The 17,026-nt window shown below is 69.4% G+C and carries 15 protein-coding genes; 2 read left to right on the forward strand and 13 right to left on the reverse strand.

Annotated elements, in window-relative coordinates:
• Positions 1–21: 21 nt before the first annotated feature.
• The 3 genes from ABD770_RS00310 to ABD770_RS00320 form a co-directional block, all read right to left on the reverse strand.
• On the reverse strand, positions 22–1,122 hold the full coding sequence (locus tag ABD770_RS00310; protein WP_344817494.1) for a branched-chain amino acid aminotransferase: 1,101 nt from the start codon (positions 1,120–1,122) through the stop codon (positions 22–24).
• 48 nt (positions 1,123–1,170) lie between these two features.
• Positions 1,171–2,220, reverse strand: coding sequence for a 3-isopropylmalate dehydrogenase (locus tag ABD770_RS00315; protein ID WP_344817495.1), 1,050 nt, complete (start codon positions 2,218–2,220; stop codon positions 1,171–1,173).
• A 119-nt stretch (positions 2,221–2,339) separates the two neighbouring features.
• Positions 2,340–3,884: an MFS transporter gene (locus ABD770_RS00320; protein ID WP_344817496.1), complete on the reverse strand. Its 1,545-nt coding sequence runs from the start codon at positions 3,882–3,884 to the stop codon at positions 2,340–2,342.
• Between the two features lie 80 nt (positions 3,885–3,964).
• Between ABD770_RS00320 and ABD770_RS00325 the strand changes: the two genes are divergently transcribed.
• The gene (locus ABD770_RS00325; RefSeq protein WP_344819824.1) at positions 3,965–4,519 is read left to right on the forward strand and encodes a TetR/AcrR family transcriptional regulator; all 555 of its coding nucleotides are present in this window, start codon (positions 3,965–3,967) and stop codon (positions 4,517–4,519) included.
• Here the strand turns inward: ABD770_RS00325 and serA are convergent.
• The 3 genes from serA to ABD770_RS00340 all read right to left on the reverse strand — a co-directional run bounded on the left by serA (position 4,495) and on the right by ABD770_RS00340 (position 7,134).
• A complete protein-coding gene (gene serA / locus ABD770_RS00330; RefSeq protein WP_344817497.1) occupies positions 4,495–6,114 on the reverse strand; it encodes a phosphoglycerate dehydrogenase in 1,620 nt (539 codons plus the stop codon). The two genes, ABD770_RS00325 and serA, sit on opposite strands and share 25 nt — an antisense overlap.
• Before the next feature lie 154 nt (positions 6,115–6,268).
• Complete coding sequence (locus ABD770_RS00335) at positions 6,269–6,613, reverse strand: hypothetical protein (RefSeq protein WP_344817498.1); 345 nt, start codon at positions 6,611–6,613, stop codon at positions 6,269–6,271.
• Entirely contained in the window at positions 6,610–7,134 is a 525-nt protein-coding gene (locus ABD770_RS00340; protein ID WP_344817499.1) for a DNA polymerase III subunit gamma/tau, read from the reverse strand. The genes ABD770_RS00335 and ABD770_RS00340 overlap by 4 nt, the downstream gene beginning before the upstream one ends.
• 72 nt (positions 7,135–7,206) lie before the next feature.
• On the opposite strand from ABD770_RS00340, the gene ABD770_RS00345 reads away from it, so the two are divergent.
• Complete coding sequence (locus tag ABD770_RS00345; protein ID WP_344817500.1) at positions 7,207–8,133, forward strand: hypothetical protein; 927 nt, start codon at positions 7,207–7,209, stop codon at positions 8,131–8,133.
• Between the two features lie 72 nt (positions 8,134–8,205).
• Here ABD770_RS00345 and ilvC read toward each other — a convergent pair whose 3' ends face one another.
• The 7 genes from ilvC to ABD770_RS00380 form a co-directional block, all read right to left on the reverse strand.
• Positions 8,206–9,234 (reverse strand): ketol-acid reductoisomerase, encoded by a 1,029-nt coding sequence (gene ilvC, locus ABD770_RS00350; RefSeq protein ID WP_344817501.1) that lies wholly within the window; start codon positions 9,232–9,234, stop codon positions 8,206–8,208.
• Between the two features lie 61 nt (positions 9,235–9,295).
• Positions 9,296–9,805: an acetolactate synthase small subunit gene (gene ilvN, locus ABD770_RS00355; RefSeq protein WP_344817502.1), complete on the reverse strand. Its 510-nt coding sequence runs from the start codon at positions 9,803–9,805 to the stop codon at positions 9,296–9,298.
• Between the two features lie 3 nt (positions 9,806–9,808).
• Positions 9,809–11,548: an acetolactate synthase large subunit gene (locus ABD770_RS00360; RefSeq protein ID WP_425562755.1), complete on the reverse strand. Its 1,740-nt coding sequence runs from the start codon at positions 11,546–11,548 to the stop codon at positions 9,809–9,811.
• 131 nt (positions 11,549–11,679) lie between these two features.
• Positions 11,680–13,413 (reverse strand): dihydroxy-acid dehydratase, encoded by a 1,734-nt coding sequence (ilvD, locus tag ABD770_RS00365; protein ID WP_344817504.1) that lies wholly within the window; start codon positions 13,411–13,413, stop codon positions 11,680–11,682.
• Between the two features lie 9 nt (positions 13,414–13,422).
• Positions 13,423–14,220 carry a trehalose-phosphatase gene (otsB, locus tag ABD770_RS00370; RefSeq protein ID WP_344817505.1) on the reverse strand — a complete coding sequence of 266 codons (798 nt, stop codon included), beginning with the start codon at positions 14,218–14,220 and terminating at the stop codon, positions 13,423–13,425.
• Positions 14,217–15,650, reverse strand: coding sequence for an alpha,alpha-trehalose-phosphate synthase (UDP-forming) (locus tag ABD770_RS00375; protein ID WP_344817506.1), 1,434 nt, complete (start codon positions 15,648–15,650; stop codon positions 14,217–14,219). Before ABD770_RS00375 ends, otsB begins: the two co-directional genes overlap by 4 nt.
• A gap of 82 nt (positions 15,651–15,732) precedes the next feature.
• Positions 15,733–16,959: an MFS transporter gene (locus ABD770_RS00380; RefSeq protein WP_344817507.1), complete on the reverse strand. Its 1,227-nt coding sequence runs from the start codon at positions 16,957–16,959 to the stop codon at positions 15,733–15,735.
• Positions 16,960–17,026 lie beyond the last annotated feature (67 nt).

Genomic DNA, 17,026 nt, shown 5'->3' on the forward strand with positions numbered 1-17,026 from the left:
CTAGTCGGGGTCCGCCGAGCCTCAGGCGTCGAGCCGGTGCAGCCAGCCATGCCTGTCCTCACGGCGGCCGTACTGGATGTCGGTGAGCTCCTCGCGCAGCGACAGCGCCAGCTCGCCCAGAGGCTGCACGTCTTCGAAGCCCTCCGCCACCAGCGCGCCGATGGGGGTGACCACGGCGGCCGTGCCGCACGCGAACACCTCGACGATGTCACCGGACGCCACACCCTCGCGCCACTCGTCCAGCGAGACGTCACGGCGCTCGACGGTCAGGCCGCGGTCCTCGGCCAGCTGCAGCAGCGAGTCGCGCGTGATGCCCTCGAGGATCGACTCCGAGGCGGGTGTAGCCAGGTGCCCATCCTTGAAGACGAACACGATGTTCATGCCGCCGAGCTCCTCGACATGGCGATGCTGGTCGAGGAAGACCACCTGGTCGCAGCCCTTGTCGTTCGCCTCGGCCTGCGGGAGCAGGCTGGACGCGTAGTTGCCGCCCGTCTTCGCCGCGCCCGTGCCGCCCTTGCCCGCCCGCGCGTAGTTCTCGCTGAGCCAGATGCGCACCGGTTTGACGCCGCCGGAGAAGTAGGCGCCGGCGGGCGAGGCGATGAGGTAGAAGCCCACCTTCTTCGCCGGACGCACACCGAGGAACGCCTCCTTCGCGAACATGAAGGGGCGCAGGTACAGGCTCTGGTCTTCCCCGGAAGGCACCCAGGCCCCGTCGACGGCGATGAGCTCGTGCAGCGCCTGGATGAAGTACTCGGTGGGCAGTTCGGGCAGTGCCAGGCGACGGGCGCTGTTCTGCAGCCGGGCCGCGTTGCGGTCGGGACGGAAGGTGTGCACGGAACCGTCGGTATGCCGGTACGCCTTGATGCCCTCGAAGATCTCCTGTCCGTAGTGCAGCACGGCCGCGGCGGGATCCAGGGAGATCGGACCGTAGGGCTGCACGCGCGGACGGTGCCAGCCGCCCTTCTCCGACCAGCAGATGTCGACCATGTGGTCGGTGAAGTGCAGGCCGAACCCGGGGTTGCGCAGGATCTCCTCCCGCTGGGCGGTGCTGGCGGCCGCGAGGTTCTTCGTCACGGCGAACGTGAGTTCACCGGCGGGTGCGCTGGTCGTGGTGTCGGTCATGTCTGTCCTCGGTCGGGGTGCGGGCGGCGATGCGCGCGTATTGTCAGATTACGCCTGAAGCCCGGCGATCACGGCGTCGCCGATCTCGCTGGTCCGGCGGGTGCCCTCGCGGGCGGCGATGTCCTGCTCGACGGCGCGCTGCACGCGTGCGGCCTCGTCGCGCAGCCCGAGGTGTTCGAGCAGCATCGCGACGGAGAGGATCGCCGCCGTGGGGTCGGCCTTCTGCTGTCCCGCGATGTCCGGCGCCGAGCCGTGCACGGGCTCGAACATCGAGGGGAAGGCGCCGTCGGGGTTGATGTTCCCCGAGGCTGCCAGGCCGATGCCGCCGGTGACGGCGCCGGCCAGATCGGTGAGGATGTCGCCGAAGAGGTTGTCCGTGACGATCACGTCGAAGCGGGACGGGTCGGTCACGAGGAAGATGGTGGCGGCGTCGACATGCAGATAGTCGACGGCGACGTCGGGATGCTCGGCGGCGACCTCGTCGACGATGCGCTTCCACATGCCGCCGGCGTGCACGAGCACGTTGGTCTTGTGCACGAGGGTGAGTCGGCGGCTGCGGCGCTCGGCGAGGTCGAACGCGTAGCGCACCACCCGCTCCACACCGAAGGCGGTGTTCACGCTGGTCTCGTTGGCGACCTCTTGCGGGGTGCCGCGCCGGATGCTGCCGCCGTTGCCGACGTACGGCCCCTCGGTGCCCTCGCGCACCACGACGAAGTCGATCTCGCCGGGGTTCGCGAGCGGTCCGGATGCTCCGGCGAACAGCTTCGAGGGGCGCAGGTTCACGTAGTGGTCGAGCTCGAAGCGCAGCCGCAGCAGCAGACCGCGCTCGATGTTGGCGTCCTTCAGACGGGGGTCACCGGGCTGTCCGCCGACAGCGCCGAGCAGGATCGCGTCGTGCGCGCGGATGGACTCCAGATCGGCATCCGTGAGCGTGTCCCCGGTCTCGAGGAATCGGCCGGCGCCGAGCGAGAACGTCGTCTTCTCGAACACGACCTCGCTGTCCGCCGTGACGGCGTCGAGCACGCGCTCGGCCTCCGCGATGACCTCTCGGCCGATCCCGTCACCGGGGATGACGGCCAGCTTCACGATACGCGACATGGATCTCCCTTGCACCACGACCGTCCGCCACGCGAGTCGCCGCGGACACGTGCACCAGCGTAGTCGTGACAGGACGCCGGTCCTGACCGCGAGTCGTGCGCTCGGCCCGTGGATGCCGATCAGCGCGGTGTCCGACGACGTTCGGGGCGCAGTGTGACGAGCGCGACGATCAGGGCGCCGCACACCAGTAGCGCGCCGATGATCGAGGTGGTCACGACGCCGGAGCCGAAGGCGGAGGACGCCGCCTCCCACAGTGCGCCGCCGAGACGCTCCGGCAGGCGCCCGACGGCCGTGTAGGCGCCGGCGAGCGTCTCCCGGGCCTCCGCGGCGGCGGCCGTGGGCACCCCTTCGGGAATGCGCAGTGCGCCGCGGTAGAAGGCGGTGATGATGCCGCCCAGCACGGCCGTGCCCAGGACCGCCCCGAGCTCGTACGCCGTCTCGGACACGGCGCTGGCCGCACCCGCTTTCGCGGCGGGGGCGTTCGCGAGGATCAGCTCGTTCGAGATCGTCTCCGCCGCCCCGATGCCGAGCCCCAGCACGACGAACGCGCCCATGAGCCAGCCCGCGCTGTTCAGGCTCGCCGTGGCGGCGACCATCGCGTACCCCAGTGCGGACAGGGACAGCGCGGTCGGCACGACGATGTGCGGCGCCACCCGCCGCGAGATCGGCACCACGCACAGTCCCGCCACGATCATGGCCGCCATCCCGGGCACCAGCGCGAGCCCGGCCACCAGGGGCGACAGGCCGATCACGAGCTGAAGCTGCTGCGACACGAAGTACAGGAAGCCGACCAGGGCGATGATGCTGAGCAGGTTGACGAGGATCGCCCCGCTGAAGCCGCCCCGGCGGAACAGGGTCATGTCGAGCATCGGATGCGCTGCGCGCCGCATCCGCCGCACGAACAGGGCGGCGGCAGCCGCACCGGCCAGCAGCAGCACCGCGGCCAGCGCATTCACCCCGTCGACGGCCAGTGATTTGATGGCGAAGACGACGGGAGTCATCGCCGCCATCGACAGCAGGATTCCCAGCGGGTCGATCCGACCCGGATCGGGGTCGCTGCTCTCCGACAGCAGCCGCAGTCCGCCGATCAGCAGCGGCACGAGGACGGGCACCGCGATGAGGAACACGGCTCCCCACCAGAAGTGCTCGAGCAGGATGCCGCCGACGACGGGTCCGAGCGCGGATCCGGCGGAGAAGGCGGCGGCCCACACCGCGATGGCCAGGCGACGCTGGTCGCGATTGCGGAACACGGAGCGCAGCAGCGACAGGGTGGACGGCATGAGCATCGCCCCGAACACGCCCAGGACCGCGCGGGCGGCGATGAGGAGCCCCGCCGTCGGCGCAAAGGCCGCGATCGCGGACGTCACCGCGAAACCCGTCGCTCCGATCAGCAGCATCCGTCGCCGTCCGAACCGGTCTCCCAGCACCCCCATCGTCACGAGGAGACCTGCGAGCACGAGCGAGTAGACGTCGATGATCCACAGCTGCTCGGTGCCGCTGGGCGCCAGCGCCAGCGAGATCTCGGGGATCGCGAAGGCCAGCACCGTGTTGTCGACCGACACGAGCAGCACGGGCAGCATCAGCACGATCAACGCCGCCCAGCCGCGCGCTCCCACGCGCGGGCCGTCCTCGTGCAGGAGCGGGATCGTCCCCGTCGTGGACATGACGCGCCTTCCCATTACTTAACCGTCCAGATGGTATAGTAACACAGACAGGAACCATGACCGTCAGAGTCGGAGGCACCATGCCGCGCCCACCGCTGGCCCGCGAACGCGTACTGGACGCGTACGAGGACCTGCTCATCGCCGAGGGTGAGCGCGCGGCGACGCTCGACGCCGTCGCCAAGGCCGCCGAGGTGTCCAAGGGCGGGCTACTCTATCATTTCCCCTCGAAGGACGACCTGGCGGCCGGTCTCGCAGAGCGCCTGGCCGCCCTGACCGCCGCCGACCTGGCGCGCATGCGCGCCGCCGCGGAGGGTCCCATCGCCTACTACATCCGAACCTCGGTGATGGAGGACGACGCGCTCGATCGCGCCCTCATCGCCACCACACGGCTCGCACAGGGCGGCTCATCCGCCGCATCCGCAGCGCTGCGCGAATCCCGCCGGTTGTGGGCGGAGGCCATCCGCCCCCACGTGCGCGACGAGGCCGCGCTGGATCTGGTGATGCTTCTCAGCGACGGACTGTACTTCAACAACTCGCTCGCCGACCCCGACGGCGACCCCGGCGACAGCGTCCCGTCGGGTGCCGCGCTCGCGCGGCTCATCGAGCTGGTTCAGACCTCGGTGATCTCCACCTGACGGAACAGGTCGGCATCGATGGCGGCGCTGATCTCGGCCAGCAGCTCGTCGGTCACCGGCGAGTCCAGCGTCAGCACGCTGAGCGCCTGCGCGCCCGCAGCCTCACGCGCGACCTGCATGCCGGCGATGTTGATGCCCGCCTCACCGAACTTCTGGCCGAAGACGGCCACAATGCCGGGGCGGTCGGTGTACATCATGACGACGTGGTGCTTCTCGATGGGCAACTCGATGGCGTGGTCGTTGATGGCGACGAGCTTCTCGACCTGCTTGGGACCGGTCAGCGTGCCGGACACCGACAGCTGCGAGCCGTCCGAGAGCGCACCGCTCAGTGTGATGACGTTGCGGTACTCCTCGCTCACGTCGTCCTTGAGCAGCCGCACGGTCACACCGCGCTGGTCGGCCAGCAGCGGGGCGTTGACGTACGACACGGTGTCACTGACGATGTTCGTGAAGACGCCCTTGAGCGCGGCGAGCTTCAGCACGCTCACGTCGTAGTCGTTCAGCTCGCCGTGCACCTCGACGTCCAGGCTGGTCAGCGGCGACTGCGAGAGCGCCGAGAAGATCTGGCCGAGCTTCTCCACCAGCGCGATGCCGGGACGCACGTACGGGTCGATGACACCGCCCGCGACGTTGACGGCATCCGGCACCAGGTCTCCGCCCAGCGCGAGGCGCACCGAGCGCGCCACCGACACACCGGCCTTCTCCTGCGCCTCGACGGTGCTGGCGCCCAGGTGCGGGGTGACGACGACGTTCGGCAGGCTCAGCAGCGCGTGGGCGGTGCTGCCCTCCGCCGGCGGCTCGGACGTGAACACGTCCAGACCCGCACCGGCGATCTCACCGGCGACGAGCGCCTCGTACAGATCGGCCTCGTCGATCAGGCCGCCGCGGGCGACGTTCACGATGAAGGCGGTCTTCTTCATCGCGGCGAACTGCGCGGCGCCGATCATGCCCGTCGTCTCGGGGGTCTTGGGCATGTGGATGGTGATGAAGTCGGACTCGGCGGCGAGCTCGTCCAGCGACACCAGCTGCACGCCCAGCTGCTGCGCACGAGAGCTCGTGACATACGGGTCGTAGGCGATCACGCGCATGTCGAAGGCGTTCATCCGCGCGGCGACGAGCGCACCGATGCGGCCGAGCCCCACGATGCCGATGGTCTTCTCGAACAGCTCGGCGCCCGTGAACGAGCTGCGCTTCCACGCCCCGCCGGACAGCGACGCGTTCGCGGCCGGGATGCGGCGGGCGAGGCTGAGGATGTGACCGATGGTCAGCTCCGCGGCGGAGACGATGTTGGAGGTCGGTGCGTTGACGACCATGACGCCCGCGGCCGTGGCCGCCTTGATGTCGACGTTGTCCAGGCCCACGCCCGCGCGGGCGATGACCTTGAGGTTGGGGGCGTGCGACAGCGCCTCGGCATCGACCTTCGTCGCGGAGCGGACGAGCACGGCATCCGCGTCGGCGAGGGCGGCGAACAGCGCCTCCCGGTCCGTGCCGTCCACCTGCCGCACGTCGAAGTCGGGGCCGAGGGCCTCGACCGTGGCGGGAGAGAGGACCTCGGCGAGGAGGACGACGGGCTTGGACGCTGACTGGTTCGACACAGATATCCTTCGGGGCATCACACGGTGGAGGGCGGTCGATGCGCCGCACGCCGTCGGGGCACGATCGGGACACACATTACCGCAGGCCGACGACCCGTCCCGACCATGTGTCGCCCGGGGCACGGATGCAAGGGCCTCCGCTCGGCGCGAAACGTCAGCCCAGCAGCGTCGTCGCGTTGCGCAGCGTGTAGCTGAGCGTGTCGAGCCAGAACACGGCACTGAGACCGAGACCGGCCAGCATCACGAGCAGGAAGACGCCCAGCGTCCGACGGCGCGTGACCGCCAGCACCGCGACGAAGACGACGACCGGCAGCACAACGGGCAGCAGGAGCAGGATCCACGCCGTCCCGACGATCCCGATCTGCGCGAACTGGATGAGCTGGAACACCGCCGTCCACACGATGAACGCATACGCTAGCCCCAGGATGCCGGTGAGCACGCCGCGCAGCACCCGGCCAGGGCGTGACGTCGGCATGGGGGTCATGGAGTCAGCGCTCACAGCACGCCCCCTCCCCCGGCGACGACGAACGGCCAGGGCACCAGCAGCAGCGCGCCCAGGACGAGTGCGGCCATCCGCACCCACGTCTTCGCGTGGCGTGTGGCCACGACGGATGCCGAGAACCACAGCGCCGGGGCGAGCACGGCCGCCCACAGTCCGGCCTGGTACAGCGGCGCGGGGAGCAGGATCGCCGCACTGCCGTGCACACCGGTCCCGCCGAGGAACCACCCGATGGTGTACAGCAGATACACGCCGCCGAGGACGCCGAGCATCACCAGGCTCACCGTGCTCAGCGCCTGCGGCTCGTCGGACGTCGCGGTCGCCGCGCCGGATCCGGTCACGGGATCCTCGGCGAGTGCGCCCCCGGATACCGGGTCCGTCACGTGCTCGAGGCTCGGAGCAGAGGGCGCCGCCGTCTCCTCCGCCGCGGCGGACTCCCTGCGACGCGGCTCGGAGCGGAGCCCCTCGAGCTCGTCATCGCCCTCCCAGCTGAGCGCGTCGTCATCGCCGTCGGATCTCATGTCTCCAGCGTACCGACACGGAGGTCGCCCCCTCCCACTAGGCTCGGGGGCGACACCACACCGGGAGGAAACGTGGCACAGAGCAGTGAGAAGGACGTCCAGCAGGAGTCCGCGGCATCCGCCGCCGACCGCACCTGGACGCCGACGGCGGAGGCGAAGAAGAAGGCGACCACGTTCCGGTGGATCGCCGTCGCGCTGTGGGCGCTGGCGATCGCCGGAGAGGCGGTCGGGATCTTCTGGCTGCTGCGGCAGCGCGTCGTCACCACCGAGGGTGGACTCGAGCGCGACCCCGAGACCGGTCTGCTGCAGGAGCAGGTCGCCGCCTCGTCCTTCCCGCAGTGGGCGTTCATCACCCTGCTCGTGCTGCTGGTGGTCATCGCGGCGCTCTCGATCACGGGCTCCGTGCTGTGGAAGAAGGCCAACCGCCTCGACCCCGCCAGGAAGTCCGACACGTTCCGATTCTTCGTGCAGAACCAGCTCGGTGCGATCATCGCGATCATCGCGTTCGTGCCGCTGATCATCCTCATCTTCCTCAACAAGGACATGGACAAGGGCCAGAAGGCCACTGCGGGCATCGCCGGCATCGTGCTGGCGGCCATCGCCGCATACTTCGGAGCGGACTTCACCCCGGCATCCGTCGAGCAGTACACCGCCGATCAGTCCACCGTCATCCAGCTGCTCGGCCAGGACGAGGTCACCTGGGTGTCCGGCGGGTCGGTCTACCACGTGTGCGACGAGGTCTCCGACATCCAGACCGGCAGTGAGATCATGTCGGGCACGACCGCGGAGGCCGTGGAGGCGGGCAAGCAGCGGCTGACGCTCAAGTTCGCCTCGGAACTGCGCACCTGCGATCTGCCCGTCCCCGAGAACGCCGAGGAGATCACCGACGCGCTGCGTCAGATCCAGGACGGCCGGACCGTCACCCTGCCCGCCCCCGTGTGGGGTGAGGGCGTCACCGCCCCGGCCGTCGTCGAGGACGCCGCCCCGGCAGCGGACTGACACCGCCGGTTCGAAGACGAGAAGGCGGGCATCCTCATCGGGATGCCCGCCTTCCGTATGCGGATGCGGGGATCAGCGCGCGGCGCTGCCCTCCACGTAGTCCTCGTCGGTCTGCTTCCAGGCGAACAGAGCACGCAGCTCCTTGCCGGTGCTCTCGATGGGGTGGCCCTGCTCCTTCTCACGAAGGGCCAGGAATTCCTTCGCACCGTTGTCCTGGTCGTCGATGAAGCGCTTGGCGAACGCGCCGGACTGGATGTCGCCCAGCACCTCCTTCATGCGGTCCTTGACGCTGCTGTCGATGATACGCGGGCCCGACACGTAGTCGCCGAACTCTGCGGTGTCGGAGATCGACCAGCGCTGCTTGGCGATGCCGCCCTCCCACATCAGGTCGACGATGAGCTTGAGCTCGTGCAGCACCTCGAAGTACGCGATCTGCGGCTGGTAGCCCGCCTCGACGAGGGTCTCGAAGCCCGCCTGCACGAGGTGGCTCATGCCGCCGCACAGCACGGCCTGCTCGCCGAACAGGTCGGTCTCGGTCTCCTCCGTGAAGGTCGTCTTGATGACGCCGGCACGGGTGCCGCCGATGCCCTTCGCGTACGACAGCGCCAGCGCCCAGGCCTGGCCGGAGGCGTCGCGCTCGACGCCGATGATGTCCGGGATGCCGCGGCCCGCGACGAACTCGCGACGCACGGTGTGGCCGGGCGCCTTCGGGGCGACGAGGATGACGTCGACACCGTCGGGAGCGTCGATGTAACCGAAGCGGATGTTGAACCCGTGTGCGAAGGCGAGGGCCTTGCCCGCGGTCAGACGGTCCTTGATGGACTCCGTGTAGATCGTGCGCTGGTGCTGGTCGGGCGCGAGGATCATGATGACGTCGGCCCACTCGGTGGCGTCGGCGACGGTCTTGACGGGGAAGCCCGCCTCCTCGGCCTTGGCGATGGACTTCGAGCCCTCCTTGAGGGCGATGGCCACCTCGACGCCCGAGTCGCGAAGGTTCATCGCGTGGGCGTGGCCCTGCGAGCCGTAGCCGACGATGGCGACCTTCTTGCTCTGGATGATCGACAGGTCGGCGTCGTCGTCATAGAAGATCTCAGTGCTCACGTGTTTCTCCTTGGTTGTGGGTTCGTGTGCGGCCCCGGAAAGGCTACGGGGCCCTGTGGTCTCAGCCGCGCAGGACGCGCTCAGTGATGCTCTTGCCGCCGCGCCCGATCGCGAGCAGGCCCGACTGCGCGAGCTCCTTGATGCCGAAGGGCTCGAGAGCCCGCAGCAGCGCCTGCACCTTGCCCTGATCGCCGGTCACCTCGATGACCAGTGCGTCGGGCGCGTAGTCGACGACGGAGGCGCGGAACAGGTTCACGACCTCGAGCACGTTCGAGCGGGTGTTGTTGTCGGTGCGCACCTTGATGAGCATGTGTTCGCGCTGCACGGACGACGGCTGCTCGAGCTCGACGATCTTGATGACGTTGATCAGCTTGTTCAGCTGCTTGGTGACCTGCTCGAGCGGCTGGTCCTCGACGTCGACCACGACGGTGATCCGCGAGATGCCCTCCACCTCGGTGACGCCCACCGCGAGCGACTCGATGTTGAAGCCGCGACGGGCGAACAGGCCCGCGACGCGGGTCAGGATGCCGGGGGTGTCCACCACCAGCAGGCTCAGCACATGCGATGCCATGGTTCAGTCCTCCTGCTCGAAGGCCGGCGCGTGGTCACGCGCGTACTGGATGTAGCTGTTGCTGAGCCCCTGCTTGACCATGGGCCACACCATCGAATCCGCCGACACCACGAAGTCGATCACGACCGGACGGTCGTTGGTGTCGAGGGCGAGCTGGATGGCGGCATCCACCTCTTCCTCCTTCTCGACACGGATCGCGAGACACCCGTATGCCTCCGCGAGCTTGACGAAGTCCGGGATGCGGACGGTGCCGGCGCCCGTGTTCAGGTCGGTGTTGGAGTGTCGGCCGTCGTAGATGAGCGTCTGCCACTGCCGGACCATCCCCAGCGAGGAGTTGTTGATGATGGCGACCTTGATGGGGATGTTGTTGATGGCGCAGGTGGCGAGCTCCTGATTGGTCATCTGGAAGCATCCGTCGCCGTCGATCGACCACACGATGCGATCGGGCTCGGCAACCTTGGCTCCCATGGCCGCGGGGATCGAGTACCCCATCGTGCCGGCGCCGCCCGAGTTCAGCCACGAGTTGGGGCGCTCGTACTTGATGAACTGCGCCGCCCACATCTGGTGCTGGCCGACGCCGGCGGCGTAGATGGCCTCCGGTCCGGTCAGTTCCCCGATGCGCTGGATCACGTACTGCGGGGAGAGCAGGCCGTCGGTGGTGGGTGCATAGCCGAGCGGGTACTCGGAGCGCAGCCCGTCCAAGTACGACCACCACTCCTCGGTGTCCGGCTCGGCATCGCCGATCGTGCCGCGGAAGGCGGTGTCGAGGTCGACGAGCACGTCCCGCACATCCCCCACGATCGGCACATCTGCGGTGCGGATCTTCGAGATCTCGGCGGGGTCGATGTCGACGTGCACGATCTTCGCCTTCGGAGCGAACAGGGACACCTTCCCGGTCACGCGGTCGTCGAAGCGTGCGCCCAGGGACACGATCAGGTCGGCCTCCTGCAGCGCCAGCACGGCCGGGACCGTGCCGTGCATGCCCGGCATGCCGAGGTGCTGCGCATGCGAGTCGGGGAACGCGCCCCGCGCCATGAGCGTGGTGACCACGGGCGCACCCGTGGATTCGGCCAATGCCAGCAGCTCGGCCGAGGCGCGGCCGCGGATCACCCCGCCGCCGACGTACAGCACGGGCTTCTTGGCCTCGGCCAGCAGCGTCGCCGCGGCCTGGATCTGCTTGCCGTGGGCCTTGGTCACCGGACGATAGCCTGGCAGGTCCAGCTTCGGCGGCCACACGAACGGGACGACGGCCTGCTGCGCGTCCTTGGTGATGTCGACCAGGACCGGACCCGGACGTCCGGTCGAGGCGATCTCGAACGCCGCGGCGATGGCTGCGGGGATCTCCTCCGCGCGCTTGACGAGCACCGAGTGCTTGGTCACCGGCATGGTGATGCCGACGATGTCGGCCTCCTGGAAGGCATCCGTCCCCATGAGCGTCGAGAACACCTGACCGGTGATCGCGACCAGTGGCACGGAGTCCATATAGGCGTCGGCGATGGCGGTGACGAGGTTGGTGGCGCCCGGACCGGAGGTCGCGATGCACACGCCGACCTTGCCGGATGCCGACGCGTACCCCTCCGCCGCGTGTCCGGCACCCTGCTCGTGCCGCACGAGGATGTGGCGCAGGCCCGAGGCGTCCATGAGAGGGTCGTACACCGGGAGGATGGCTCCTCCCGGCAGCCCGAACACATCGGTGACGCCCAGGTTCTCGAGCGAGCGGACGACCGCCTCCGCTCCGGTCATCTCGGGAGCGGAGGCGGCGCGCGCGGGTGGCCGCGGCACGGCGGGTGCGGGATCAGGAGGTGTCATGTCATTCCTTGATGTCTGAACGTTGCGTCTGCTGCTTCGGATCAGCCGCGAGCCCGACCGACGGGTCAGCCGGTCACGGCCCCCTGCGCTGCGGAGCGCACGAGACGCGAGTACTTGGCGAGGACGCCACGGGTATAGCGCGGAGGAAGGGGCTCCCAGCCCTCACGGCGGGAGTTCAGCTCAGCCTCCTCGACGAGTAGCTCGAGGGAGCGAGCCGCGATATCGACCCGTATCAGATCACCATCGCGCACGAAGGCGATCGGACCTGCGTCCACCGCTTCGGGTGCTATGTGGCCGATGCAGAGGCCGGTTGTGCCGCCTGAGAATCGCCCGTCCGTCAAGAGTAGTACATCTTTTCCGAGGCCAGCGCCCTTGATCGCGCCGGTGATCGCGAGCATCTCGCGCATGCCGGGACCGCCCTTCGGGCCCTCGTAGCGGATGACGACGACGTCTCCGGCCTTGATCTCGCCCTCGGCGAGGGCGTCCATCGCGGCGCGCTCGCGCTCGAACACGCGGGCGGGCCCCTCAAAGACCGTGGCGTCGAAGCCGGCCGTCTTCACCACGGCACCCTCCGGAGCCATCGAGCCGTGCAGGATCGTGAGGCCACCGGTCGGGTGGATCGGGTTGTCGAAGGTGCGGATGACTTCACCGTCGATGGGGTCCGGGTCCAGCTCGCGCAGGTTCTCGGCCACGGTCTTGCCGGTGACCGTCAGCGCATCGCCGTGCAGGAAGCCCTCGTCGAGCATGGCCTTCATGATCACGGGGATGCCGCCGTGACGGTCCACGTCGTTCATCACGTACTCGCCGAACGGCTTCAGATCGCCCACGTGGGGCACCTTGTCGCCGATGCGGTTGAAGTCGTGCAGGCTCAGCTCGACGCCGGCCTCGTTGGCGATGGCCAGCAGATGCAGGACGACGTTGGTCGATCCGCCGAGGGCCATCGCCAGGGAGATGGCGTTCTCGAACGCCTCCTTGGAGAGGATGTCCTTGGTGGTGATCCCCTGGCGGAGCAGGTTCACGACGGCCTCGCCGGAGCGATGCGCGAAGTAGTCGCGGCGACGGTCCGCGGCAGGCGGGGCGGCCGAGCCGGGGAGGCTGAGGCCCAGGGCCTCCGCGACGGATGCCATGGTGTTGGCGGTGTACATGCCGCCGCACGCTCCCTCACCGGGGGCGAATGCGCACTCGATGCGCTTGAGGTCCTCCTCGCTCATGAGACCGGCGCGACACGCCCCGACGCCCTCGAACGAGTCGATGATGGTGATGTCCTTCTCCGTGCCGTCGGAGAGCTTGACCCAGCCGGGCGCGATGGACCCGGCGTACAGGAAGACGCTGGACAGCCCCAGACGGGCACTGGCCATGAGCATGCCGGGGATGGACTTGTCACAGCCCGCCAGCAGCACGCTGCCGTCCAGGCGCTCGGCCATCATGACCGTCTCGACGGAGTCGGCGATGACCTCGCGCGACACGAGCGAGAAGTGCATGCCCTCGTGGCCCATCGAGATGCCGTCGGAGACGGAGATGGTGCCGAACTGCAGCGGGTAGCCGCCGCCGGAGTGCACGCCCTCCTTCGCACCCTGGGCGAGACGGTCCAGGCTGAGATTGCACGGGGTGATCTCGTTCCAGCTGGACGCGATGCCGATCTGTGGTTTGTCCCAGTCCGCGTCCCCCATCCCGACGGCGCGGAGCATGCCCCGCGAGGTCGTCGCCTCGAGTCCGTCGGTGACGACCCGACTTCGCGGCTTGATGTCGATTTCGGCGGGCGCGCCGGGCGCGCCGGAAGAGTCTTCATGGGTGGACATGACGGAAGTCTATTCCCGACCGGCGGCGCGTTCGGTCGCAATGACGTCCAGAAGCCGCGCGATGTCCTGTGGGGAGTCCACCCGCAGGGTCGCCGCGGTCTCCCCCGGTCCCACTCGCACGCCCAGATCCTCGTCGCCGAGCACGCGCAGCGCATCCTCGTCGGTGACGTCGTCGCCGGCGAACAGGATGCCGGTGGCGCCCGTGCGCGCCCGCAGTGCGGCGATCGCGGCGTCCTTGCCCTCGTCGCGGGACGAGAACTCCAGGATCCGGTCGCCCGTCCGACGCCGCCAACGGGAGGCCCGACGGGCCATCACCTCGTCGACCGCGGCGAACGCCGCCCGCTCCACGGCCGGGTCGGCGGGCCGACCGTGGACGCCCACTCCGAACGTCTTCCGCTCCAGCTCGACTCCCGGGTAGGCCGTGAGCAGCGGTTCGAGCTCGTCGAACAGGGATTCGCGCAGCGCGCGCTCCTGAGCGCTCTCCGCGACATCCGCCTCGCCCTCACCGGGGTACCAGTACTGTGCGCCGTGGGAGCCCGCGAGGATCACCGGAGAATCATCGTCGTGCTCGGCGATCTCCCGCAGGTGCACGAGGCTGCGGCCGGAGATGAACGCCACCCGGGTGTCGGGCATCGCGGAGAGGCGCCCCAGCGCCGCGACGGTCTCCGGCAGCGCTCTGGCGCTCATCGGGTCCGGAACCAGGGGCGACGCCGTGCCGTCGAAGTCCAGCGCGACCAGCAGCACCGGCGTGCGGGCGATCGCGGCGACGGCGGGATCAGGGACGTCCTGAGTCCAGGCGCGCGTCATGACGCCGCCCCCTGTCCCGGGACCGGCTGATGGCGCTGTGCGGCGGCCCGTTCCAGGGCCGTCAGGAACGAGCGCGACCAGGCGTCCACGTCATGCTCCAGCACGCGCTTGCGCATCGACCGCATCCGCCTGCTCTGCTCCTCGCGCGGCATCTCGATCGCGGTGATGATGGCGTCCTTCATGCCCTCGATGTCGTGCGGGTTGACGCGCACGGCCTGACGCAGCTCGTCCGACGCACCGGTGAACTCGCTGAGCACGAGCACGCCGCGATTGTCGATGCGGGTGGCCACGTACTCCTTCGCCACGAGATTCATGCCGTCGCGCAGCGCGGTGACGAGCATGACGTCGGCGGCGAGGTACATCGCCACCATCTCCTCGCGCGGGAACCCCTGGTGCAGATACCGGATGGCGGTGTGCCCGAGCGTGTCGTGGTCGCCGTTGATGCGGCCGATGGCCAGTTCCACCTCATCGCGCAGATGCATGTAGGCGTCCACGCGGGCCCTGCTGGGGCTGGCGACCTGGATGAAGGCGACGTCTTCGACGCTGATGCGCCCCTGGTCCAGCAGCTCCCCGTACGCCTTGATGCGGTGCCGGATCCCCTTGGTGTAGTCCAGTCTGTCCACACCCAGCAGGATGCACCGGGGATTGCCCAGACCCTCGCGGATCTCCACGGCGCGGGCGCGGATGTCCGGCCGACGCGCCAGCTCACGGTACGGTCCGGTGTCGATGGAGATGGGGAACGCCTTGGCCTGAGTGCGACGCCCGTCGGGCTGCGTGATCGAGTTGGCCGTGGTCTCATGGCCCAGCCTGCGCCGGACGGCGGCGACGAAGTTGGCGGCGTCCTGAGGACGCTGGAAGCCGACGACGTCCGCCCCCAGCAGGCCTCTGAGCACCTGATCGCGCCAGGGCAGCTGGGCGTACAGTCCGTGCGCGGGGAACGGGATGTGGTGGAAGTAGCCGATCGTGACATCGGGGCGCAGCTCTCGCACCATCTCCGGGACCAGCTGCAGCTGGTAGTCGTGTACCCACACCGTGCCGTTCCTCGCCGCTGTGGCGGCGGCCGACTCGGCGAAGCGCCGGTTCACGGAGACGTACGCGTCCCACCACTCCCGGTGATACTGCGGCGGAGCGATCACATCGTGGTACAGCGGCCAGATGGTGTCGTTCGCGAAGCCCTCGTAGTACTGCTCGATGTCCTGCTCGCTGAGGGTGACGGGGATCAGTCGGATGCCGTCGGCATCGAACGGGGAGAGCTCCAGGTCCGGCATTCCGGCCCAGCCCACCCACGCCCCGTCGACGTTGCGCATCATGGGCTCCAGCGCCGCGACCAGCCCGCCCGGGGAGGTGCGCCAGATCTCCTCCCCGTCAGGGGCGATCACGCGGTCCACCGGCAGCCTGTTGGCGACGATGACGAACTCGGCGGTGACCATGGATGCTCCTCTGCTCGGTGCTTCCAGGCTACCCAGCCCGCCGAGCGACGGCCGACCCCGTTGCCCGGCCCGAGGAGGCGGATCAGCGCCGCACGGGAGTCAGCAGCCTGTTCATGACACCCGCCGCCACGACCACGCCGGCCGCCGCCAGCGGCATGAGCAGGGCGGGTCCCGTGCCGGCGCGTTCGGCGATCTCACCGGTGAGCGCCGCCGCGGCCGCCTGCCCGACGACGACCCCCGAACCGAGCATCGTCATGACCGTGGCCGAGCGCCCCAGCGGGCTGCGCGCGGCGCCCAGGCTGTAGAGGGTGACGAGCGTGGGGCCGACGCCGACGCCGAGAACGGCAAGCGCGATGGTCATGCCCGTGACGCTTCCCGCCGTCGCCAACAGGATCGTCCCCGCCAGGAGGATGCCGGCGAAGGCCAGCCAGCGCATGTGCAGGGTGAATCGTGCGGGCAGCCAGGCCACACCCAGTGCGAGCACGGCCGAGCCGATCCCCATCACCCCGTACAGCAGCCCGGCCTGCTCGGCCGCACCGCGATCGTCCATGAACGAGGTCAGCGCGGTCAGCGCCGCACCGAAGAACAGTCCGACACCGAAGATGCCGACCACGACCACCAGCAGCGACGGACGGAACAGCTCGGAGGCCGCGGACGGTGCCGCGCCGTCCGCCGCACGCGAGGCGGACACCTCGCGGCCCGTGGGATGCAGCGCGAAGGCGCCCACGAAGATCAGCGTGAGCAGGGATGCCAGGGCGATCGGCGCCCACGGGGCGATGAGCGATGCCAGCACGCCGACGAGGAACGGGCCGAACACGAACACCGACTCATCGGCGGCGGACTCGTAGGACATCGTGGCGGAGGTGGTGCGCGCACGCCGCTCGCGCGGCATCCGTTCGTCGATGATCGTCACCAGACGCGAGCGGGACATCGGTGCGACCTGTGGAGCGGTGGCGCCCACGGTGAAGGCCGACAGCAGAACGAGCGCACCGGACGCCGGACTGTACACGACCACCGCGAAGACGGCGAGCATGAGGGCGTTGAGGACGGCGACGATCACGAGCACCGGGCGCTGCCCGTACCTGTCGGCGGCGGCACCGAGGAACGGGCCGACCACAGCGGTGCCCACACCCACGGCCGCGGAGGTGAGGCCGCCCAGCGAGAGCGAGTCGCGGGCGGTGACGACGACGGTGAGCACCCCCACCACCATCATCGCGAACGGCAGGCGCGCGATGAACGCGATGAGGAAGTACGGCAGGCCGGCCAGGCGCAGCAGGCTCGGTGAGGACGATGGGGAGGTCTGTGTCATGACTCTCGGGCGACGGGGACTGCTCCCACGTCGCCGGGTCGGGTGCCGCCGCTGTCCGCCGGGGTGC

The organism is Microbacterium soli (assembly GCF_039539005.1).
Classification (GTDB): domain Bacteria; phylum Actinomycetota; class Actinomycetes; order Actinomycetales; family Microbacteriaceae; genus Microbacterium; species Microbacterium soli.